Annotated in this window: 24 protein-coding genes; all 24 read right to left on the reverse strand. The window is 37.0% G+C overall.

Going from position 1 to position 21,501, the window contains the following annotated elements; translation table 11 throughout:
* Positions 1–12 precede the first annotated feature (12 nt).
* The 24 genes from AB1279_RS16610 to der all read right to left on the reverse strand — a co-directional run bounded on the left by AB1279_RS16610 (position 13) and on the right by der (position 21,439).
* On the reverse strand, positions 13–603 hold the full coding sequence (locus tag AB1279_RS16610; RefSeq protein ID WP_429750923.1) for a DUF1405 domain-containing protein: 591 nt from the start codon (positions 601–603) through the stop codon (positions 13–15).
* A gap of 141 nt (positions 604–744) precedes the next feature.
* Positions 745–1,512 carry a menaquinol-cytochrome c reductase cytochrome b/c subunit gene (locus AB1279_RS16615; RefSeq protein ID WP_336482811.1) on the reverse strand — a complete coding sequence of 256 codons (768 nt, stop codon included), beginning with the start codon at positions 1,510–1,512 and terminating at the stop codon, positions 745–747.
* Positions 1,513–1,559: 47 nt separating this feature from the next.
* Positions 1,560–2,234 carry a menaquinol-cytochrome c reductase cytochrome b subunit gene (gene qcrB, locus AB1279_RS16620; protein ID WP_377881256.1) on the reverse strand — a complete coding sequence of 225 codons (675 nt, stop codon included), beginning with the start codon at positions 2,232–2,234 and terminating at the stop codon, positions 1,560–1,562.
* A complete protein-coding gene (gene qcrA, locus AB1279_RS16625) occupies positions 2,235–2,747 on the reverse strand; it encodes a menaquinol-cytochrome c reductase iron-sulfur subunit (protein ID WP_429750927.1) in 513 nt (170 codons plus the stop codon). It lies immediately after the preceding gene.
* Positions 2,748–2,887: 140 nt separating this feature from the next.
* Entirely contained in the window at positions 2,888–3,343 is a 456-nt protein-coding gene (locus tag AB1279_RS16630; RefSeq protein WP_429759955.1) for a YpiF family protein, read from the reverse strand.
* 236 nt (positions 3,344–3,579) lie between these two features.
* Positions 3,580–4,116: a ReoY family proteolytic degradation factor gene (locus tag AB1279_RS16635; RefSeq protein WP_429750931.1), complete on the reverse strand. Its 537-nt coding sequence runs from the start codon at positions 4,114–4,116 to the stop codon at positions 3,580–3,582.
* Between the two features lie 71 nt (positions 4,117–4,187).
* A complete protein-coding gene (locus tag AB1279_RS16640; RefSeq protein ID WP_429759957.1) occupies positions 4,188–5,450 on the reverse strand; it encodes a tetratricopeptide repeat protein in 1,263 nt (420 codons plus the stop codon).
* Positions 5,451–5,560: 110 nt separating this feature from the next.
* Complete coding sequence (gene aroA, locus AB1279_RS16645) at positions 5,561–6,850, reverse strand: 3-phosphoshikimate 1-carboxyvinyltransferase (RefSeq protein ID WP_429761451.1); 1,290 nt, start codon at positions 6,848–6,850, stop codon at positions 5,561–5,563.
* 205 nt (positions 6,851–7,055) lie between these two features.
* On the reverse strand, positions 7,056–8,168 hold the full coding sequence (hisC, locus tag AB1279_RS16650; RefSeq protein WP_429759959.1) for a histidinol-phosphate transaminase: 1,113 nt from the start codon (positions 8,166–8,168) through the stop codon (positions 7,056–7,058).
* 14 nt (positions 8,169–8,182) lie between these two features.
* Positions 8,183–8,545, reverse strand: coding sequence for a chorismate mutase (gene aroH, locus AB1279_RS16655; RefSeq protein WP_429759961.1), 363 nt, complete (start codon positions 8,543–8,545; stop codon positions 8,183–8,185).
* Positions 8,542–9,633: a 3-dehydroquinate synthase gene (gene aroB / locus AB1279_RS16660; RefSeq protein ID WP_429750938.1), complete on the reverse strand. Its 1,092-nt coding sequence runs from the start codon at positions 9,631–9,633 to the stop codon at positions 8,542–8,544. Before aroB ends, aroH begins: the two co-directional genes overlap by 4 nt.
* Positions 9,633–10,805 carry a chorismate synthase gene (aroC, locus tag AB1279_RS16665; RefSeq protein WP_429759963.1) on the reverse strand — a complete coding sequence of 391 codons (1,173 nt, stop codon included), beginning with the start codon at positions 10,803–10,805 and terminating at the stop codon, positions 9,633–9,635. Before aroC ends, aroB begins: the two co-directional genes overlap by 1 nt.
* Positions 10,806–11,158: 353 nt before the next feature.
* Positions 11,159–11,605: a nucleoside-diphosphate kinase gene (gene ndk, locus AB1279_RS16670; RefSeq protein WP_230574018.1), complete on the reverse strand. Its 447-nt coding sequence runs from the start codon at positions 11,603–11,605 to the stop codon at positions 11,159–11,161.
* A 122-nt stretch (positions 11,606–11,727) separates the two neighbouring features.
* A complete protein-coding gene (gene hepT / locus AB1279_RS16675) occupies positions 11,728–12,690 on the reverse strand; it encodes a heptaprenyl diphosphate synthase component II (protein WP_336482799.1) in 963 nt (320 codons plus the stop codon).
* A gap of 188 nt (positions 12,691–12,878) precedes the next feature.
* The gene (locus AB1279_RS16680) at positions 12,879–13,586 is read right to left on the reverse strand and encodes a demethylmenaquinone methyltransferase (RefSeq protein ID WP_429759965.1); all 708 of its coding nucleotides are present in this window, start codon (positions 13,584–13,586) and stop codon (positions 12,879–12,881) included.
* A 37-nt stretch (positions 13,587–13,623) separates the two neighbouring features.
* Positions 13,624–14,367, reverse strand: a complete 744-nt coding sequence (locus tag AB1279_RS16685; RefSeq protein WP_429759967.1) for a heptaprenyl diphosphate synthase component 1 — start codon at positions 14,365–14,367, stop codon at positions 13,624–13,626.
* A 217-nt stretch (positions 14,368–14,584) separates the two neighbouring features.
* Positions 14,585–15,154, reverse strand: coding sequence for a GTP cyclohydrolase I FolE (gene folE / locus AB1279_RS16690; protein WP_154709048.1), 570 nt, complete (start codon positions 15,152–15,154; stop codon positions 14,585–14,587).
* 123 nt (positions 15,155–15,277) lie between these two features.
* Complete coding sequence (locus tag AB1279_RS16695) at positions 15,278–15,550, reverse strand: HU family DNA-binding protein (protein ID WP_001043860.1); 273 nt, start codon at positions 15,548–15,550, stop codon at positions 15,278–15,280.
* 287 nt (positions 15,551–15,837) lie between these two features.
* Positions 15,838–17,316: a stage IV sporulation protein A gene (gene spoIVA / locus AB1279_RS16700; RefSeq protein ID WP_336482796.1), complete on the reverse strand. Its 1,479-nt coding sequence runs from the start codon at positions 17,314–17,316 to the stop codon at positions 15,838–15,840.
* Positions 17,317–17,507: 191 nt separating this feature from the next.
* Positions 17,508–18,218, reverse strand: coding sequence for a hypothetical protein (locus tag AB1279_RS16705; protein WP_429759969.1), 711 nt, complete (start codon positions 18,216–18,218; stop codon positions 17,508–17,510).
* Positions 18,219–18,239: 21 nt separating this feature from the next.
* Complete coding sequence (locus AB1279_RS16710; protein WP_336482794.1) at positions 18,240–18,443, reverse strand: DUF2768 domain-containing protein; 204 nt, start codon at positions 18,441–18,443, stop codon at positions 18,240–18,242.
* 275 nt (positions 18,444–18,718) lie between these two features.
* The gene (locus AB1279_RS16715) at positions 18,719–18,970 is read right to left on the reverse strand and encodes a stage VI sporulation protein F (protein WP_336483023.1); all 252 of its coding nucleotides are present in this window, start codon (positions 18,968–18,970) and stop codon (positions 18,719–18,721) included.
* 117 nt (positions 18,971–19,087) lie between these two features.
* Positions 19,088–20,110: an NAD(P)H-dependent glycerol-3-phosphate dehydrogenase gene (locus AB1279_RS16720; RefSeq protein WP_429759970.1), complete on the reverse strand. Its 1,023-nt coding sequence runs from the start codon at positions 20,108–20,110 to the stop codon at positions 19,088–19,090.
* An 18-nt stretch (positions 20,111–20,128) separates the two neighbouring features.
* On the reverse strand, positions 20,129–21,439 hold the full coding sequence (gene der / locus AB1279_RS16725) for a ribosome biogenesis GTPase Der (RefSeq protein WP_429750953.1): 1,311 nt from the start codon (positions 21,437–21,439) through the stop codon (positions 20,129–20,131).
* Positions 21,440–21,501 lie beyond the last annotated feature (62 nt).

The raw sequence follows: 21,501 nt of genomic DNA on the forward strand, positions 1-21,501 counted from the left end.
CCTATTTTTTATTTATAAAGAAAACTTTAGTCTTTTCTCTCTTAGACAAAAATAATATGTAATAGCTATAACAACCATACTAAGCCAAAATGTGAAATAACCAATTTGTCGATCATACATAAACATAACACTATATTTCGGCATTTGACCAAACAAATAATCAATAATATCATTATGCAGTGTCCAAATAATTGCAATGATAAAATGCCAATATTTCATTCTATAAAATGGTGCGTATAAAAGTCCTTGGACAGCCATTGCAAGATGAAAAACAATAAGTATATACCCTTCTATTCCAATGTATCCGGTCACAATAAGAGTTAATACATTCACCACAACAGCCCAAATCCCATATTTGACTAACGTTACAACTGCTAACGCTTCCATTAGACCCCAATTTTTCTTTTGTAAAAATGCAATTAATACAAAAACAAAAAACAAGCTCGCTGTCGGACTATCTGGAACAAACGGCAAAAAAATGATAGGGGTTTCATTTAATTGATTTCCATACCAAATATAACCATAAATTGTCCCTAGAATATTAATAATGAGCAATAACCATAGAAAAGAGCGTTGTTTTAATAACAAATAGATAAATACCAAAATGTAACTACCTCAACTTTCTCAAAATAAACACCATTTCCCATAAGTCAGCATGATAAGGCAATGGAGTTACATTATTATTATAGCAAATTCTCTTCTAAAAAAATAAAAACCGACTGCAAAATTGCAGTCGGCACTCATTTACTTTTTATTATATTTCTCGATAAATTCTGTTACCTTCTTCAACTCTTCATCTGTGCCCTTAAAGACACCTTTTGGCATTGCACCTTTTCCCTCTTTTGCGATTTTTGCAATCTCCTCCGGTTTTAACGTCAAGTTTTGCAGTGATGGTGCAGCTGCTCCCCCTTGTAAGTTATCACCGTGACATGTTAAACATGTATTTTTTTGCATAATTTTATAGCCGTCATCATTTTTATCAACTTGTACCGTTTTTACAATCGCACCTTGTCTTTTCGCAGCTGCCCAGTCATGTGTTGCGACCGATTGCCACGTTAAGAAAACGATAGATGCTAATGCTAAAAGCATAAATCCTGTTGCAACCGGGCGTTTAAATGGACGACGTTCCGGTCCTCGATCAAGAAACGGGGCAAGTAATAACGAGCCAAATGCGATACCTGGCATAATAAATGCACCAATGACAGTATATGGACCGGATGCATAAGAATACTTTAACAATTGATACAGAAATAAGAAGTACCAGTCTGGAAGTGGGATATACCCTGTATCGGTAGGATCTGCAATTCTTTCAAGCGGTGATGGATGTGCTACTGTCAAACAAAGATAACCAATTAAAAAGACTGCACCAACCATCCACTCTTTTAATAAAAAGTTTGGCCAAAATGCCTCTGTTTTCCCTGGATATTCAGAATAATCTTTCGGAATATTCGGTTTTCTAACAGCAGGTACTCGCGAATCTCCGACAAACTTCATCCCTTTGCCGCGATGCATAGTCTCCCTCCTTTAATTATGTTTTTTCCTTATAAACTAATAAAATCTTATAGCGGACCGGAAATACCTTGTTTGCGAATCATGATGAAGTGAACTGCCATTAATCCGAGAAGTGCGGCTGGCAAGAAGAATACGTGAATAGCAAAGAAGCGAGTTAATGTTTGAGCACCGACAATTTCGGAGTGGCCGGCAAGCAATGTTTTTACATAAGAGCCAATAAGCGGTGTTTGCTCTGCGATTTGAAGCCCTACTTTTGTTGCAAATAATGCCTTCATATCCCATGGTAATAAATACCCTGTAAAACCTAATCCTAACATAACAAAGAAGATAAGTACCCCAACAATCCAGTTTAATTCACGAGGCTTTTTATACGCACCTTGGAAGAAAACTCGAAGTGTATGTAAAAACATCATAACGATAACAAGACTTGCGCCCCAGTGATGCATACCGCGAACAATTTGTCCATATGCCACTTCATTTTGTAAATAGTAGACAGATTCCCACGCATTTTTAATATCTGGTACATAGTACATTGTTAAAAACATTCCTGATAAAATTTGGATAACCGTAACAAAAAACGTAAGTCCTCCAAAACAGTAAACGAAAGCTGAAAAGTGATGCGCTGGATTTACATGTTCCGGCACTTCATGATCCGCAATGTCACGCCATAAAGGGGTAATATCTAGCCGTTCATCTACCCAATCGTAAATTTTATTTAACATCTATTTCGCCCCCCCTCTTGGCTTCGCTTTACCTAAATAAAGCGTTCCATCTTTCACCTGTGATTGATACACATCAAGCGGAGCAAGAGGTGGTGTTCCTTTTATATTTATACCATCTTTTGTATAACGCCCTCCGTGGCACGGACAGTAGAATTGATTTGGATGTGACTTGTCCGAATTCCAGTTCACCGTACACCCTAAATGTTTACAAATTGGAGAAAATGCTACAATGTCTCCGCTTTCATCTTTGTGAATCCAAGCTGACTTTGGTTCTTCTGATTTATACCAACCGTCAACTTGTTTTACTTTAAAGTCGAAGCGCTTCGGTTCAGACGTAATATCCTTTACCTGTGCAACTGCAACCATCTCGCCCCCTGCTTCTTTCCTTAAAACTGGATCAAGCGCAAAGCGCGTCATTGGCATTAAAATACCTGCTGCCATAAATCCTCCTACACCTGTAAGAGTGTAGTTTAAAAACTGTCTTCTTGACACCCTGTGTTCTTTCTCACTCACGAAAATTTCCCCCCTCTATCAGAAATTGTCCCCCGTGAAAAACTAATATAAAAGATAAAAACTAGGACACTATCATGATATAATACCCTACTACATTGGTCAATATCATACTACTCACAATTATCTAAACTATCAATTTATTATTTATTTTCCCACTTTTCAGTAAATATTTCCATAATTTTTTTTATTTGCGCATGAATTAGTTCCCTTTTTGTTTGATCACTAAGCTGCTCTAACGGCAGTGCTTGTAAACAAAATAGCGGTTCTGTTAATTCATGCTCCATTTCTTTCCAAGAAAAATCACTCGTAATCAGCGCAATATGCTGCAAACCTTTATCTTTCAGGTAATTCGTCCATTCTTGCAAACGCTGCTGTTCACTTACACATCCTTCTACATACGTAAATGCTGGTAATAAAAATACTCTCCCTTTATACTCCCTCTCTAACTCTCTCGTTAAAACAGAAATAAATTCTCCTTCTACGACTGTTTCCTTCATCCCCTTTTCAAAGGAAATTGAAAGAAGCGGTATAATTCCCGTATCAATATATTCTCTTGCCTGTTCGTATTCTACTACATCTGCCACAGCCCACTTCACACTTAATAGCCCCCTTTTTTCCCCTTACTCCCACTCTAACGGCCAGTATAATCCTATTGAGAAAACAAGCAATAATTACCCATAAGAGCCTGAGCGGTTCAACTAATGATACAGAAAGTTCACTCTATTTCTATTAAACCATACAGATAAAGGTAAAAAAAGAAAAACCATCTATAAAAGACGGTTTTTCTTTTTAATAGTCTAAAAATTTTCAAAATTTCTTTTCACAGAGAAGTTTATAAGCGTTTTAACTCATCTGTGAATTTGCGGAATGCTTCTTCATCATGGGTATCAAGCGCTTCGTCAATTAATTTCAAAAGTCGTTCTTTCCGAAACGAATATACGCTTTCTTCTAAAAATCGCTCTGCTAATAAACGATCTTTTTCATTTACTTCGATATTCTTCGGTAAATATGGATTTTCTTCTAGTACTGCCACATAATTCGCATTTTGGAAAGATGATTTAAAGTTGAGCTGAATATAAATATCTTCATCTCTGTTTAAGCGAATATCATGAAATGATTTTTCCGCATCAGTCGTCATTACATTTTGTTTATAAAAATGAAACGGTAAATCTTTCACGCAATTTGCTGACATTACCAACCCACGCGGACAATATTTCGCATGCTCCACAAAATGTACCTTATCCATTAATTGATCGTGACTCATTAAATAATTTAAAATCCAAACACATTCTCGCTGTTTCAGTTGATAATTATTTAAAAACCATTTTACAAAATCTTTCTTTTCATTCACAGAAACAGGGGTATTCATAGCGCTTAATCCCTCCTCTGTCCTTCTTTTTCTTTTTACATTCAAGAAGCAGCATTCAGTTTCCTTCCAACTTATGAAAAATCCTCTAAATTATATAATAATTCTTCTATATGAGTTTGTGTCGGATCTAGCTGCAATAAACGTGTAAATACTTCTTTCGCCTCTTTTCGCAATCCTTCTTCTAACAAGAAGTAACCGTACTCCTCCAAGAAATCTGGATGATTCTTAAAAGAAGTATATGCACTTTGGTAATGTTTTAATGCATCCGAATACAATTCTAATTGTTTTTTTGCATGTGCAATATCCCAAAGTAATTGCGTGTCCGTTTCCCCGTTATCGATGGCTTTTTCTACAACAGCAATCACCTCTTCATACCTTTCTTCTTCCTTTAAGATGTATGAATACTTTAATGTAGCCCCTAAATGCGAAGGATCAATCGCTAATGCTTTCTTAAGTGCATCTTCCGCTTCATATCTTTTCCCTAGCTTCGCTGCAACGTTAGCAAACTCTACATAAAATGGTATCGATAATTCGTCAATTTTTATTCCTTCTTGAAGTGTTTCATAACTTTCTTGAAGCATTCCTTCTTTTTCGTAACATTTCGCCAAATATATATATAAAGATGCATATTCTGGATCTAACTCTTTTAATTCTTCCCATACACTAATTGCTCTTTGATACTGTTCTCCTTGATACAAAGTAAATGCAAATCCAAATAAAGAATGAATATCCTTCTGCTCCTCTAAACCTTCCTCGTAATAAGAAATTGCTTCAGCCCATTGTCCAAGTGCACTTAAATTCTCAGCCAATCGAAGCGGAACAACAACCCCGCCCATCACTTTATGTTCTGGGAGTAATGATTCATAATATGGAATTGCTTTACTATCTTCTCCTTTACTGCTATACAATTCCCCAAGTCCAAAAGCAATTACCGGCTCATCTGGCATCATCGCTTTCGCTTTTAATAATTTTTGTTCTGCTACTTCATCAAAACCTTGCATTTGATATAAATCAGACGCAAGGAGGAGAGATTGAACATATAATTCATCATTCTCTTGAATACCGTGAAGGACTTCAATTGCTTCATCTTCTTTGTCTAAATCAATATATAACTCTGCTAAAAATAGCGTGAATTCACTCTCTTCCGGATATAGCAAACGTAAATCTTCTACTATTTCTAGCGCTTGATCTACAAACCCTAGTGTATAGTAATAACGTGCAATATCATACTTTTCTTCATCCGTACCTTGTTTTACTTGCTCTGCTAATAGTTGTAATCCTTTCTCTACTTCACCGTTTTCAATATATGTAACAGCTTGTTCAAACTTTTGCATAACTTTCTCCTTTATATAAATACTTATGTAAATTCCATAATAAACAACTGTCTCTATGTAAGCAACAGTGTGAAAAAGAAAAGAACCTTCTCAAAAAGAAAAGATTCTTTTTAGTTTTGCAGCATATGTAACTGTTCAAAGAAGTTCGGATATGACACAGCTACTGCCTCGCTATTTTCAATTATAACTTCTCCGTCTGCTATACACGATGCAATGCCTAGCATCATACCGATACGATGATCACCGTGGCTATTTACTACGTTTCCATGTAATTGCGTTTTACCATGCACAATCATACCATCTTCTGTTGCTTCAATATGCGCTCCTAGTTTTTTTAATTCATTTACAACTGTATCAATACGATTCGTTTCTTTTACTTTTAATTCTTCCGCATCTTTAATCACAGTTGTCCCTTCTGCTTGGGTTGCTAACAGTGCCAAAATTGGAATTTCATCAATTAATTTAGGAATAAGCGCACCGCTAACTTCTATTCCTCTTAATTTTGAGGTTTCAATTGTAATATCACCGCATGGCTCAAACTCTTCATTACGAATATTATCTATTGACAAATTCGCCCCCATTTGTGATAACACATCAAGAATTCCAGTTCTTGTCGGATTTAACCCAACGTTTTTTAATACAACTTTACTATTTGGTACAATTGCACCTGCAACTAAGAAAAAGGCAGCTGAAGAGATATCTCCTGGCACCTCAATATTCGCCGCAGAAAGCTTTTGTCCACCTTCTAATGAGACAGTTAATCCATCAACAGTAACATCGCAACCAAATGTACGTAACATACGCTCTGTATGATCACGAGATTGTAATGGTTCTGTCACAGCTGTCACGCCTTCTCCTTGTAGCCCTGCAAGTAAAACAGCTGATTTCACCTGTGCACTTGCCACGGGTGAACGATAATGTATGCCTTTTATATTTCCTCCCCGAATAGAAAGAGGCGTATATTGTCCATCTTCTCTTCCATCAATTTTAGCGCCCATTTGACGAAGGGGTTCTGTAACACGTTTCATCGGACGCTTTCCAATTGAAGAATCTCCGATAACTGTACAATGAAACAATGCATTTGCTAGTATACCAAGCATCAACCGAATTGTCGTTCCTGAATTTCCAACATCTAATACTTCTGTCGGTTCTACTAGTCTTTGTAACCCTTTTCCATATACAGTGACATCGTTACTATTTTGCTCAATCCTAATTCCTAACTTTTGAAAGCACGCAATCGTACTTAAACAATCTTCACCCTGAAGAAAATTTGTAATCTTCGTTGTTCCTTCTGCAATTGCCCCAAACATAACAGCGCGATGCGAAATGGATTTATCCCCAGGAACAAAAATCGTTCCATTTAATCCGTTCCTAAGCTTTGTTAATCGTTTCACCTCTATCACCTCTATTAATGTTCACATATGTATTCTTTTTTTATCTTAATGCTTTTGGGCAGGAAGAGCCCGATTGGTGAGAGCTTTCCATCTGTGTGGGATGAAGAATCTTCCACACAGATGGAAGGTTCACTTTATTGTACTTCTTTCCTTCTTCTTTACGCAAATAGAATGAAAAAAACGACTCCTAATAATGGAGCCGTTTCTTTTCTTATGAGTATGTCTCTTCTTTTTCCAAATTCTCTTTTACAAGTTCAGTAAGAACTGCAATAATCTCTGCATTCTCTTCTTTCGTTCCAACCGTAATACGAATACCATTTGGTAAACCAAGCGGGCCACCAGAACGAACGATATATCCTTTTTGTAGTAATCTTTCAAATACTTCATCCCCTGGGAGACCAAGTTCTAAAAAGATAAAATTCGCCTGTGATGGATAATAAAACACTTGATACTTCTCACAAAAATCGTAATATTGCTGTAATCCTTTATTATTCACTTTCACACACTCTTGCAAAAACGCTTGATCTTCTATCGCGGCTTGCGCAACTACCTGTGCAATTGATGACGTATTAAATGGTAATCTTGCTACCTCTAACGAACGCATTAAGTTTTCATTTCCGATTGCATAACCAATACGAAATGATGCTAATCCGTATGCTTTTGAAAACGTACGTAACACCATAAGGTTTTCATACTTCTCTAGAAGCGGTACTGTTTGCGGATAATCTTCAGCCCCAGCATACTCATAGTATGCTTCATCCATAATAACAAGTGCTGTTTTCGGAACTGCTTCTAAGAATGAACGTAACCGTTCCATCGAAACGTACGTTCCCGTCGGATTATTAGGGTTACAAATCCATATGATACGTGTATGCTCATCAACTTGCGCAAGCATTGCCTCTAAATCATGTGTCCCCTCTTTTAAAGGCACTTCACGTACTTCAGCTTTTTCAATTACTGCATGATGACGGTATTGTGAAAATGTCGGCTTTGCCATGACAACATTTGTTCCTTCTTGTAACAGAGTACGACTAATCATTTGAATCACTTCATCTAAGCCGCTGCCAAATAAAATTTGTTCTCTTTTTACATGAAGATGATCTGCTAGTTTTTCACGAAGAGCATACGCTGCACCGTCTGGATAGAGCGCATATTGTCCATCTAATGATACCAAAGCTTCAGAAACACGTTTTGAACATCCGAATGGATTTTCATTTGATGCTAGTTTCACAATTTTAGATAACCCATATTGTCTCTTTACTTCTTCAATATTTCTCCCAGGCACATACGCTTTTAACGACAATAATTGCTCTTTTACCTTCATTCAAATTCCCCCTATCATTTTTGTAAATCGGGCCTTAGCTGCACCGCTTTCTCTAAATAGACATGGTAAATTTCATGCTGTTGTTTATTTATCATAACCGTCATCATAACGCGAATACATTTCTCAAGAGCATTTGGAACTTCTATTTCTTGCATGCACATGACCGGTACATAGGACCAATCCTCAATACGTCTTAATGCAGCTGCTGGAAAACATGCATTTATATCTGTTGTTGTGGAAATTAATACAGATACAATATCAGCAGGAGAAACCCCATTAGTACTTGCCATTTCTTTCACTAAACGCTCGGTTGCAGTCAATATTTCCTCTATTTCATTGCAATCGACTGTAGTTGCGCCGCGAATTGCGCGAATCAAATAGACTCCTCCTCTCTTTGAAATGCTTCTAAAGCGGTTCGGACGGTCTCATCTGAAATAGATACGACATCCACTACCCCAATTTCCTGCATAAGGACCATACGAATTGTTCCACCATTCGCTTTTTTATCTTGTTTCATCAATTGAACGAGGCGATTCACATCAAGTTTACTTGGCATGCTCGGATAGCCATATGCAGTAAACCACCGTTTGATTTCCTTGTATTGAAGATCTTTTTCATATATTTGTTCACTTAAAAAGATGGCAAATAACATGCCGATGGCAACACCATCACCATGTGTGATGTTTCCATATCCCATCTCTTTTTCTAGAGCATGTCCAAGTGTATGCCCAAAATTTAAGTAAGCGCGAACACCTTTTTCAGTTTCATCCTCTGCAACAATTTTTGCTTTTACTGGAATCGCACGCTGCAGTGTATAAATTAACTTATCATCTCTTAAATCAGTTAATGTTTTCACTTCTTCGCGCAGCCAATGATATAATTCTACATCTCCGATAAACGAATGTTTAATTACTTCTGCAAAACCAGAGCGCCATTCTTTTTCTGGAAGAGAATTTAAAAACGGAGTATGGTAAATCACCGCTTCTGGCTGATGAAATGCACCAATCATATTTTTCCCAAGCGGATGATTGATTGCAACCTTACCTCCAACTGCACTATCATGCGCAAGTAACGTTGTTGGTACCTGTACAAATCGAATACCTCTCATAAACGTCGCCGCAACAAATCCCGCTAAATCTCCAATCATTCCGCCGCCAAGTGCAATAATAAGCGAATGACGATCTAGACCTTTTTCAAGCGCAAACGTTTGAACCGCATAGTAATTTTCAAACGATTTTTCTTTTTCACCGCTCGGAATCACAAATGAAAACACATCTTTTTCTAATTGCAAAATATTTTTCACTTCATCTAGATGGAATGAAGCTACCGTTTCATCAGAAATCAGTAGAATACTTGAAACAGCTGGTTTCATATTTTCTATAATCTTTGATAATTGTAACAATGCGTGATTTCCAACATACACATTATATTGTTTGGAACCTGTTTGAATCTGTATTGTCTTCATCAAAATTCCCTCGCATATTCGTTATGTTTCTCAATATTTTCACGAATTAAATCAATGCGATCCATCCCGAATTGTTCAATCACAGCTGCAGCCAGCTCCCAAGCTACAACAGCTTCCGCTACAACACTTGCTGCCGGTACAGCACAGCTATCAGAACGCTCAATACTTGCTTGAAACGCTTCTTTCGTATCAATATCAATACTTTGCAGCGGTTTATATAAAGTTGGAATTGGTTTCATGACTCCGCGAACAACAACTGGCATACCTGTCGTCATACCGCCCTCTAATCCACCTGCATTGTTTGTACGTCTCGTATATCCATTATCTTTATCCCATAAAATCTCGTCATGGACAAGACTTCCCGGCTTATGAGCTGCCTCAAAGCCAATCCCAATCTCCACACCTTTAAATGCATTAATACTCATGATTGCAGCTGCAAGTTTTGCATCTAATTTACGATCATAATGCACATAACTTCCAACACCAACTGGCATACCTTCTACAACAACTTCGACGATCCCTCCGATAGAATCTCCGTTTGTTTTTGCATCATCAATTGCTTGCATCATTTTCTGCGCTGCTTCTTCATCTAGACAACGAACAGGAGATGCCTCTGTAATCGTTTGTAACTCTTCAATAGAGTCATACGACTGCTTCTCCGCTTTCACTCCTCCAATTTCAATTACATGCCCTGCTACTTTTATACCCAGTTCTTCTAAAATGCGCTTTGCAACAGCTCCAGCAGCTACACGAACCGTCGTTTCTCTAGCTGAAGAACGCTCTAATACGTTGCGCATATCACGATGACCATATTTAATCGCACCATTTAAATCTGCATGTCCTGGACGAGGTCGTGTAATTTGTCGTTTCATCTCTTTTGATTCTTCTTCTGTTAACGGCTCTGCTCCCATAATTTTTGTCCAATGTGTAAAATCACGATTTTCGACAACGAGCGTAATCGGAGCACCAATTGTATATCCATGACGAACACCACTTAAAATTTGAACTTGATCTTTTTCAATTTGCATGCGGCGTCCGCGACCATGCCCTTTTTGTCTTCTTGCTAACTCTGTATTAATATCATCCGCTACTAAAGATAAACCTGCCGGAATCCCCTCTAATATTGTTGTTAGTTGTGGTCCGTGAGATTCACCAGCTGTTATATATCGCATCGGTTACTCCCCTTTATTTCAGTATTTATGTAACACTATATCATAACCTCTATTGATTCGTAACTAAATAAGTACAAATTGAAAAAACGACATAAAAAACCATTTTTTTAGGTGGGTGAGAGCATTTGACCACGTATAGAACCGGTCAGTCCCTTTTCCTGCCACTTGCAATACGAAAACAAAGAAAACAAGTGCAGATCACTTTTTATTCTGCATAGCAATGACTTATGTATTAAAAAATCAAACTGGATTTACATAAATACGAAACAAAAAAAGCGCAAGAAGGAATGTAACCATCCTTTCTTGCGCTTTCCCACTATATTTTAAAGCGTTTACAAATTATTTCGAAATAATTAGTAAATCCACTCATTCATTGATCTAGAATACTCAACTAGCTCTTCTTTGTTAAAGAAAATACCAATTTCACGCTCTGCACTTTCAAGAGAATCTGAGCCATGAATAATGTTTTTCGCAACAGTTACTCCAAAGTCACCGCGAATTGTACCAGGTGCAGCTTCATTTGGTCTTGTTTTGCCCATCATGTTACGAGCTGTCTCAACAACACCTTCACCTTGCCATACCATTGCAAAAACAGGTCCAGATGTGATGAAATCTACTAATTCACCGAAGAAAGGTCTCTCTTTATGTTCAGCATAATGTTGTCCAGCAATCTCTGGTGTTACTTGCATAAGCTTAGCACCAACTAGTTGAAAGCCCTTTCTTTCAAATCTAGCAACAATCTCCCCAATGACTGCACGCTGTACACCATCTGGTTTTACCATTAAAAATGTTTTTTCCATAATAAATCTCTCCACTTCCTATTATGTATGTAATTGTACATCCCCAAACACATAGTATCACCGTTATCAAAATTGTGCAACAGTTTTGAAATGGAGAGATTATTATTTTCCTCGAAAAACATTTAAAATTTACGTTTCCCTATATACTTTGCAACATTTTGCAATGCCAATTTCGCCTGGCTACGAGGCAACGGCTTAATAACTTCTAATGCTTTATGTAAATATCTTTCACTAAATGCAAAAGCTTGATCAATTGCATTACTATTTTTGACCGCTTCAATAATTTCTTTCATTTCATTTGTAGGCGTATTTTCATTAACTCTAACAATTCTCTCGCGAAGTTTAGGATCTTCCATCGCATATAAAGCAGGAAGTGTAATATTACCTTGCAATAAATCTCCGCCCGCCGGTTTTCCAAGCTTTTCTTCTGTCGACACAAAATCTAAAATATCATCAATAATTTGATAAGACATGCCAACAAAGTAACCATACCAAAATAAACGATTCACTGTATCACGGCATGCACCAGATGCAATCGCTCCTAATTGGCAACTCGCGGCAATTAAAAGCGCTGTTTTTCGTTTAATACGACGTAAATACGTTCGTAAATTTTGTCCAAAGTCATACTTATCTTTAATTTGCTCAATTTCTCCTTTACACACTTCAAGAATCGTATGCGATAATGCTTTATGCACTTCTGGACTCTCTAAATTTGTAATGCACTCTAGAGACTTTGCAAACAAATAATCACCTGTATACATTGCAATGCGATCGCCCCAGTTTGCATTTACAGTCGCACTTCCTCTTCTTAAAAGAGCAGCATCAATTACATCGTCGTGCACAAGAGAAGCCATATGAATAAGCTCTAATGCAACCGCAACATGTTTAATTACATCGAGTTTATAATTTCCAAATTTCCCCGCAAGCAGAACGAAAACAGGTCGGATTCGTTTTCCACCGGCCTCAATCAGTTGCAACGCAGCTTCTTCAAGCAGTTGTTGCTCAGAAGCAACAACCACTTTTAACTCTTTCTCAATTTTATCAATATCCGATCGTAAAAAAGAATACATAAGTTGTAACTTCATATCGTTCACCTTAACCTAAAACTTCTTTTCTTTTTTTATCCCGCTTTAACGGGAAGTAAAACTCCCACCTCAAGGATTGTGAGGAAACAAAAAATAAAGATAGACGGGAGAGAACCGCCCATTAGAGCCCGATTGGTGATACCTTTCCATCGACAGGAAATAAAGTTCCTACTGATGATAATTTCACTTTACTTCGGCTTATAACCTAGGTGCATTGCGGCAACTCCAAAAGTAAACGGCTTTACTCTTACTTGTTCAAGTCCAGCTTCTTCAAACATACGAGCCAATTCTTTCATTCCTGGAAATGTGCTTGCTGATTCTTGTAACCACGAATATTCTTTATAACTTTTAGCAAATAGCTTTCCGAATAAAGGCATAATGTATTTAAAATATAAAAAATAACCTTGTCGAATTCCAATCATTGTCGGCTGCGATGTTTCTAAGCAAATAACCTTCCCGCCCGGTTTTACAACACGAGTCATCTCTTTTAATACCTGCATATAATCCGGCACATTTCGGAGTCCAAATCCAATTGTGACATAATCAAACATGTCATCCTCAAAGGGTAATTCCATTGCATTACCATGAATTAATTCTACTTGATCCAATTGTAAAGCTTCCACTTTCTCTTTTCCAACCGAAAGCATATTTTTACTAAAATCTAATCCATATACTTTTCCATTGGAACCGACCGCATCAGCAAGCGCAATCGTCCAGTCAGCCGTTCCACAACATACATCAAGCGCTGTGCTGCCAGGTTGAACGTCCATAATTTGCATCGTTTCTTTGCGCCATGTTTTATGTCTTTGAAAGCTAATAACTGAATTCATTACATCGTATTTATTGTATATCTTCTCAAATACGTCATGTACTCTTTCTTCTTTTGATTGTTGCATGCTTTTACCCTTCTTCCAACTGTAAAATTCAAAATACTCAGGTCGCCTCTTTCAATGTGGAAAAAAATGTTTCAATTCCTGTATCATCTTGCATCAAAGTATCAATTTGACTTCGTATCTTTTTTATCGATTCGTTGTATACGTTTTCCACTTTCGTTTTATCGTCAGAAGATAAAATCTTTTGAAACATCGTAAATACTGGCGACGATTCTTTCTTCAAGAATATTTGATACTCAGTTTGCAAACGAGCGATTGCCAACATATTGTTAATTGTTGACTTTACATGTGTCACTTGAAAATGATCACATGTTTTTTGTAAAAGAGCCGATTCAATCATCCCTACACTACTTAACATTTCTTCTATCGTTTCATATGTTTGCTGATATAACATAATTTTATGTTCATTAATCTGTTTAATACCTTCTGCCAACGCACGAATGAGTGTAATATCATGATTCATTGAAAGTAAATAATAGTATAGTCCGCTGTAATAATCCCCTGCTAATACTGTTAGTTGGCGCCGCTTATGAAACCCATCCGTCTCCTCTTTATTTGATACTTTCTCATGTGTATCTAAAGCAATTTGCACAAGCATAATGGTTACTACGTAATGTTCAATTTGCTCTCTATGTAAGTTTGCACTTTTTAAAATGGAATATAAGAACGCTAATTTTTTTTCATCAATAACTGGTTCTTCAATATATTTTATAAAATAAGGATGGCGTAGTTTCTTATATAGCTGCTCCTTTATATCCGTAAACCCTCCGTAGATGTTACCCACAAAAATCACCCTTGTTTTCTAATTCATAAAATCTATTATAACACATTCATTCATTTTTCTATAAAGAAAACTTGACGAAACGAAACAAAGTAAAAATTGCTCTTTATTTCCCCATATCCTGGCTGTTAAATTAGCATAAAGTGTAACTTCCATCAGTGGGGTTCTTACTTCCCGTTCATGCGGGATAAAAAAAGAAAAGCAGTCTCCTGCTTTCCTACTAATTCGTCTTAATAAAAGATAGAATCTCCGCACGTGCTGGTGCGTCTGTTTCTAACACACCACGCACTGCAGTTGTTACAGTTTTCGCACCAGGTTTTTTCACACCGCGCATTGTCATGCACATATGCTCTGCTTCTACAACAACCATTACACCATGCGGCTCTAACACTTCCATAATAGAATCTGCTACTGTTGATGTAATTCGTTCTTGTAATTGTGGTCGACGTGCAACTGTATCTACTGTACGTGCCAATTTACTTAACCCTGTTACTTTTCCACCACGTGGAATATATGCAACATGAGCAACGCCATAAAACGGAACAAGATGATGCTCACACATAGAAAAGAACGGAATGTCTTTTACCAATACAAGTTCTTCATGCTCTTCACCAAACACTTTATGTAAATGTTCTTTTGGATCTTCATGCATACCAGAAAATACTTCTGCATACATCTTTGCAACACGTTTTGGTGTATCTAATACTCCCTCACGATTTGGGTCGTCCCCAATTGCTTCTAAAATAAGGCGTACTGCATGTTCGATTTGCTCTAAGTTTACATTTGCCATCCGCTAACCCTCCCGAATAAAACCTAAAAATACTACGAACACATTCTAGCATATATATGTTTTTAAATGCAAAAAGAAGAGTTTCCAATAAGGAAACTCTTCTTCCCTGTAAATATGTAAGGATTATTTAACCGCATCTTTTAGCGCTTTACCAGGTTTGAATGCAGGTACTTTGCTTGCCGCGATTTCAATCTCCTCACCAGTTTGTGGGTTGCGTCCTTTACGAGCCGCACGCTCACGAACTTCGAAGTTACCAAATCCGATAAGTTGTACTTTATCACCTTGCTTTAAAGCTTCTAAGATGGAATCAAAAACAGCGTCAACTGCTTTTGTTGCATCCTTTTTAGAAAGGGAACTTGCTTCTGCAACAGCATTGATTAAATCTGTCTTGTTCATGCCATTCACCTCCTCCCAAAGATACGACTGTATAATGATCATAAAATGAGTCTTACCTTCATTTGTAGGCAATTTTTACAAATTCTATACTACAATGATGTAGATAAATCATTATCTAGGCCTATATTATACGATTCTCCTTTATAATTCAATATTTTTAAAGAAAATGTTGCCATGAAAATGCGAAAAACTGATGAAACTTGACAATCACCTATAAAGTATTAGATAATGACATTTTATTTTTCAGAGAAAAACAAAAAAAGACTCCCAAATAAGGAGTCTTTCGATTATAAAATAATTGCTATTAAACCGCCTGATCCTTCATTTATAATTCGTTCTAACGTTTCTTTTAATTTATAACGAGCATTTTCTGGCATTAATGATAATTTTGCCTGAATCCCTTCTCGAACGATAGAGCTAAGTGATCGTCCAAAAATATCTGAATTCCAAATAGAAAGTGGGTCATCTTCGAAATCTTGCATTAAATAGCGAACAAGCTCTTCACTTTGTTTTTCTGTTCCAATAATTGGTTCAAATGTTGATTCCACATCGACTTTAATCATATGAATAGATGGGGCAACAGCTTTTAATTTCACCCCAAAGCGCGATCCATGTCGAATGATTTCTGGTTCATCTAAGCTCATATCTGCTAGTGCTGGTGCTGCAACACCGTATCCTGTTTGTTTTACCATTTTTAGTGCATCTGCAACTTGATCATATTCTGTTTTCGCGTGAGCAAGGTCAAGCATTAATTTTAACAAATGATCTCTACCACGAATTTCAACGCCTACCACTTCTTTTAAAATTTGATCATATAATTCATCTGGTGCATATAAGTCTATCTCAGCAACACCTTGCCCCATATCAATTCCTGCAAGACTTGCCCGATCAATAAATTCATATTGACTAAATTGCCATACAACGCGGTCAACATCACGAAGACGCTTAATATCTTTTACGGTTTCTTGAACAGCCTCTTGATAGCTTTGACGAAGCCAGTGGTTGTCATTTAATACCATTACCCAACTTGGAAGATTTACATTCACTTCTAAAACAGGGAACTCATATAATGCCTCGCGCAGTACATTGTATACATCACCTTCTCTTAACCCTTCTACGCTCATTGCTAACACTGGAATATCATATTCTTCTACTAGACTTTGACGAAGTTGTTCTGTATCAGGATGATATGGCTGTACTGTATTAATAATCATAATGAAAGGTTTTCCAACTTCTTTTAACTCATTTACAACCCGTGCCTCCGCTTCAATGTAGTCGCGGCGCGGGATTTCTCCAATTGTTCCATCGGTTGTAATAACTACACCGATTGTAGAATGTTCTTGAATTACTTTCCGTGTCCCAATTTCCGCTGCTTCATGAAATGGAATTGGTTCTTCATACCACGGTGTATTAATCATACGTGGTCCATTTTCATCTTCATATCCCTTCGCTCCTGGGACAGTATAACCTACACAATCTACTAAGCGGATATTCACATCAAGTCCGTCATCAACATGGATAGAAACCGCTTGGTTTGGAACAAACTTGGGCTCTGTGGTCATAATTGTGCGCCCTGCCGCACTTTGCGGCAGTTCATCTTGTGCACGCTGACGATCCGAATCGTTTTCGATGTTAGGAATAACAACTAGCTCCATAAATTTCTTAATAAAAGTGGATTTTCCTGTCCGAACAGCTCCTACAACCCCTAGATAAATATCACCGCCTGTACGCTCAGCGATATCTTTAAAAATATCAACCTTTTCCAAGTGATTCCCTCCCTCAACATTTTTGGGAATAAATCATGATTATTCTTGTAGTTTGGACTGTACAGCATATGATTTTGTCCCAATTTCATATCACTATTTAAAAAGAACTTTTTGTATGCGATGCGAATGTTTCAAGAAGTAAAAAACCCTTCTTCTAGAACTTATTCGTTAGAAGAAAGGTTCATGACTTATCACTTAAAAAAAATTGGTTCTTTGTTCTTTACTGTATACGGCAAAGAATACACAGGGACAAATGGGGTATGTTTCACAAACAACTGGCGAATATCTTCTCCTTCTTTCACTTCATCACCATATTTTTGTAACATGTCGTATAAATCAATACGATAATCAATATACACCTCACCTTTCTCATCGATAACAAAAGGTAAGTTTTTACCAGAATACGGACTTTCCACTTGGGGAATTTCTTTATATCCCATTTTTTTATAGTCAAGCTCATACACACCATCTGTAATTACTTTTTTAAACGGTGGATATTGATGCTCATCACGATAGATTTGTAGTTTCAACTTTAGATCTCGAATTTGTTCAGCCATTCGAACATCAATTAATTTCACAGTTGGATTTGTTTCTACATTAACTAATACATACTGATAAATACCTCCGCTTTCAAAAGCATTTCCAGGTGGTTCTTGCATAAACCTAGGTGTGATCTTTTGAAAATCAATCGGATATTTTTGATAGATTGGTGTATTCATATCGCGTGTTTTAATAGGCAATATATGATCATTTTGTTCTCTATATGTATTAACTGCTGTTTGCACTGCTTGTAATTGATCTTCATATGGTACTACATTTTGTTGTACCTTTTCTTTCGGATATAGACACCCAGATAGCATACTAGTACAACATAATACGAAAATCATTAGTATTTTCTTCATCAAAAATCCGTCCTTTAGTTTCTATTGTTCAATTGGCCCGCTAAATACAACAAGAAAAATAATAACTCCAGAAATAATCATACATGTATATGCAAATAAAGCTGTAAAACCTTTCAAAAACGAATTCTTTATTTTATGACGACTTAACAAAATGAAAATAACGGCAATAAACATAAGAGCCATTGCCCCCAAAGAAAACCACATCTTTATAAGTCCAACAGACATATATACACTCCTTTATTTTAATGTATTTTTCTACTATTTTAACAAATTATAACTTTTAAAAAAATATAAATAATTCATTTATTCTATTTAAACTGAAAACAAAACGAAACTCTGCTGCTGAAGGGCCGGCGTTATGCATTCACATATGATGAAACCATTAAAAAACCGAAGCACGAGACTTCTCCGCTTCGGCTGACCAAATATTCCCACAAACAGCTCATATTCATTCCTTCATCATATCGTATGCAATATATATAACAATGGTTTCTCGTACTTTATTTTTTAAACATTTTACTTAATGAGCTAAAATCGGTTGGCATGTTATTATTAATAATCGCATTTACAATTTGATCTTCTTTCTCTTTTGATACATCTCTTCCTGCCATTGCGGCAACTTGATGAATTAACTGACGTAATACTTGCTCATCTCGTAAATTTGCATTTTGGACAGAAGAAGCTAATTTAAAAATATCATCTTTTTTTACTTTCGATTCCTTTTCAATATTGTTGAATAAATTATTATCCACTTTGTTCACCCTCTCTTGTAATCTACACTTCATGGTATGCAGAAAACAAAGAATGGTGAAAAGACCCAAAATAAGAAAAAGCTGCACAAGTGTATTTTTACACTTGTGCAGCTTTTCTTACAACAAATCTGGAATTTCTTCTACTTCGTGTTTGCGCACACGCCCCATCAGCGTTCCAACAGCATCTTTTACATTTTTTCCATTAAATAATACATCATATAAGGTAGCTGTAATCGGCATGTCTACATTCATTTTCTTTGCCATCTCATGTGCTGCTTTCGTTGTCCGCACACCTTCAACAACCATTCCCATATTATCTAACACTTCGTCTAACGAGCAACCTTTACCAAGCAGGTTACCAGCACGCCAATTTCGGCTATGGACACTCGTACACGTTACAATTAAATCTCCCATACCTGTCAAGCCAGCAAACGTTAAAGGATTCCCACCCATTTTATGACCTAAACGAGCAATTTCCGTTAAACCACGCGTCATAAGTGCCGCCTTTGCATTATCACCTAAACCAAGTCCATCAGTGATACCAGCAGCAAGGGCAATAATATTTTTTAACGCTCCGCCAAGCTCAACCCCAACAATATCTGGGTTTGTATATACACGGAAATAACTATTCATAAATAAGTCCTGAACTTCTTCTGCTGCTTCCATACGCTTTGCAGCTGATGTAACTGTTGTGGCTTGGCGTAATCCAACTTCTTCTGCATGACTTGGTCCCGATAAGACAACAACATCTCGAATAAGATGTGCCGGAATTTCTTCTTCAATCACTTCCGAAATACGTTTTGAAGTTCCTGGTTCAATTCCTTTACTCGCATGAATCCATGTAATTGGCTGCGAAACAATTTCTTTCATATCTTTCAATACTTCTCTATATGCTTTTGTAGGTACAACGAGAAGTACTGTATCCACCCCTGCTAATGCTTCTTCTAAAGAAGAGTAAGCAACAATACTGGCTGGCAGTGTAATCCCCGGAAGATAACGACTATTTTCATGTTTTTCATTAATTTCATTCATGAGTTCTACTCGGTTTCCCCAAAGACGTACATCATGGCCGTTGTCAGCTAATACCATTGCTAACGCCGTTCCCCAGCTACCTGCTCCTACTACTGTGATTTTTTTCATAAAATCACATCCTCTCCATTAATCTCGTGCTCTTGCAATAATTTTAATCGGTGTTCCTACGAAGCCAAATGCATCACGCAGACGATTTTTCAAGAAGCGCTCATATGAGAAGTGCAGTAACTCTGGATCATTTACGAATACAACAAATGTCGGTGGTTTCACCGCGACTTGTGTTGCATAGAAAATTTTCAAACGTTGTCCATTATGTGTTGGTGTTGGATTCATTGCAACAGCATCCATAATCACGTCGTTTAATACGTTTGTTTGTACACGAATACTATGACTTGCATTTACCTCATTAATAACCGGAAGCAATGTATGTGTACGTTTTCTCGTTTTTGCAGATAAAAATACAATTGGTGCATAATCTAAAAATTGGAAGTGAGCACGAATATTCTCTTCGAATTCCTTCATCGTTTTCTCATCTTTTTCAACCGCATCCCATTTATTTACAACGATAATTACAGCACGACCTGAATCATGCGCATATCCAGCGATTTTTTTATCTTGTTCAATAATTCCTTCTTCACCATCTAAAACAACTAAAACAACGTCAGAGCGTTCAATTGCTCGAAGCGCGCGAAGTACACTATATTTTTCAGTACTTTCATATACTTTTCCTTTTTTACGCATTCCAGCAGTATCAATGATAACGTAATCTTGTCCATCTTTACTGTACGGAGTATCAACTGCATCACGTGTTGTGCCCGCTACATTACTAACGATTACACGCTCTTGACCAAGCAATGCATTAACCATTGACGATTTTCCAACATTCGGACGACCAATTAAACAGAATTTAATTGTTTCATCATCGTATGCGTCTTCTTCAATTTGCGGGAAATGTTTTGCTGCTTCATCTAATAAATCACCTAATCCTAAACCGTGTGTACCAGATATTGGAAATGGCTCTCCAAATCCTAACGCATAAAAATCATAAATATCGCTGCGCATCTCTGGATTATCTATTTTGTTGACAGCTAATACAACCGGCTTTTTAGAACGATATAAAATCTTTGCAACCTCTTCATCCGCTGCTGTTACACCGTCGCGACCATTCGTCATAAAAATGATAACATCTGCTTCATCAATCGCAACTTCTGCTTGTTGACGAATTTGTGTCAAAAACGGCTCGTCCCCAATATCAATTCCACCTGTATCAATAATGTTAAACTCATGATTTAACCATTCTCCTGCACTATAAATACGATCTCGTGTTACACCAGGAATATCTTCTACAATTGATACTCTTTCTCCAACAATTCTATTAAAAATAGTTGATTTTCCAACGTTTGGGCGTCCTACTATTGCCACTACCGGTTTTGGCATATACTTTCATCCTTTCTATTTGCTTCTGTTATTATGTAAAAAACCCTTCTTTGTGCAAGAAG

Origin of the sequence: Bacillus sp. S14(2024), assembly GCF_050473785.1 — a bacterium.
GTDB lineage: Bacteria > Bacillota > Bacilli > Bacillales > Bacillaceae_G > Bacillus_A > Bacillus_A yunxiaonensis.